This window comes from Leptospira borgpetersenii serovar Javanica (assembly GCF_003046425.1).
GTDB classification, from domain to species: domain Bacteria; phylum Spirochaetota; class Leptospiria; order Leptospirales; family Leptospiraceae; genus Leptospira; species Leptospira borgpetersenii.
This window is the reverse complement of sequence record NZ_QAJG01000060.1, coordinates 1-1,776: the sequence shown is the minus strand read 5'-3', so window position 1 is coordinate 1,776 and position 1,776 is coordinate 1. Positions and strand designations below refer to the sequence as shown.

Sequence of the window (1,776 nt, the reverse complement as noted above, 5' to 3'; positions counted from 1 at the left end):
GGTTTTTTTCTTTTTTTTCCGGAAAATATTAGGATTGAATTCAACGCATCTTTTTGTTTGTCATAAACGTTCGTCCCTGTCAACGTAATGCCATTTCATTTCCATCTGTAAGAATATGCCGTTTAACCCCCATTTGGCGCGGTCCGCAGGGCTTTCCCCGGTTAAGCTCCCCCTTTGGGAGCCTCAACCATTGTCAAATCCATCGAAGCCCAGTCCCATGCTATCTTATTCTTTATATTATAATATTTTAAAATAGATTTATAAGAACCCGTCCACAACCTTGCAGCTTAATCTTTCTGATAAAGCGAAAAACTCAAGCCGTCTCGCTTCTATTGGCGCTCGACGGGTTTTAAGACGGGCTCTGAATAAAAAACGAGCTCCAAGTTTTTAGTTCGACTTTCTATGAAGCGGAAGTTAAACTTCCGCCGAGTTCTCCAAACAAAGTCCTGATTTTTAAAACGAACTTTGAACCAGACGAATTTCCTTTTCTATCTGATAGTCGACCGATCTGTAACCCAACCGATCGTAAAGGAGATAAAAATCATAGTTAGATAACGAAAACCGATTTGAATAAAATAATCCCCTGCGCTCATCTTAGACATTGGAAGTAAAATTAAGAAATCCAATCCCCAATTGATTGTGAGCCAGATAAATCCCGTGCTTAGAAGAATCGAAAATTTCTTACCGGAGATTTTCAATGCAAGAGAGGCCAATAAAACACAACCCGTGAAATTTCCTACAAGAAGCATCACTGTTTTGAATAAAAATAAATCGGTCTGTAACTTTCCGTCCCTCGAGTAAAACGGAATCGCGACGATAAATGGAATCAACCAAACCAAAAAGCCGTAGCTGAAGATTCGTATTAGATACTGTTTCATAAAAAACTCCGGTGATAAATTACGTGTTTATCTCAAAATTCTGATTCGATCCGCGAAAAAAAGCGACAAACCAAAGTTTTGGAACAAGCCCCTGATAAAATTTTAAGGCAGTTTACAAATCGGTGATAAGTTTGCAATCTCTTATTCCGATCTTCTGTAGGTTTTCGATTTAAACTTAGAGTTCAGGCGATTGAGAATTTCTTCCGACCGTTATGTTTTCGGTAAAGAAAGCAAAAAGTAAAGGTTCGGAAATCATATACCCATTTTTCGTAGAAATCATATCTTGTTCGGATTGAGAAGTTCAACATGCAAGCAATGACTTTAAAAAAGTATTAAATACGAATGAGTTCGTCCAGAGTATAATTCGGAAAGACAACTGTTATGACGATGCTCCCGGGACACGATTCACGAGAACGAGTTCCCTGAAATCGTTCTTTAAAACTTTGAAAGTAAAGGAGGTTTATAGAAGGGAACTCAATACAATTCCTATGTTTCTTGTATCAAACCTTTCCGAAATTTTTATTACATTTTTTCAAGTATTCCGACAAGAATGAGGCCCTTTACTTGCAAAAAGTATGATTTTTCTGATAGAGAAAAATCTCACGAGTCTTCCCACTAACTCGCTTTGTTGCGACCCTTAGGGAGCAATGGGGCTTTCGTTTCTCCTCTACCCAAGGAAACGAAAGTGTCACTCCCTACAAGTCGCTCTGAAAAACTCAATGCAGAGCTTTCCTATGGAGCGCGTTGATTTCACAACTAACGTTGTGAGCTCCTCGCTATTCGGGGAATGAAACGCTCTCTATCATAACGTTACCCACAAATTAAGAAGGCTTTTGGGATCATAAGGATCAAAAACTGATATTTTTCAAGTGTTCCGACAAGAATGAGGCTTTTTACT

Annotated in this window: 1 protein-coding gene; it reads right to left on the bottom strand. The window is 38.6% G+C overall.

What is annotated here, in order from left to right:
* Positions 1 to 488 precede the first annotated feature (488 nt).
* Complete coding sequence (locus CLV95_RS18480; RefSeq protein WP_002731998.1) at positions 489 to 878, bottom strand: hypothetical protein; 390 nt, start codon at positions 876 to 878, stop codon at positions 489 to 491.
* Positions 879 to 1,776: the final 898 nt, after the last annotated feature.

Bases quoted from the DNA above. Each gene is read 5' to 3' on its own strand.
- CLV95_RS18480 (WP_002731998.1), bottom strand. From the start codon at position 878: ATGAAACAGTATCTAATACGAATCTTCAGCTACGGCTTTTTGGTTTGG.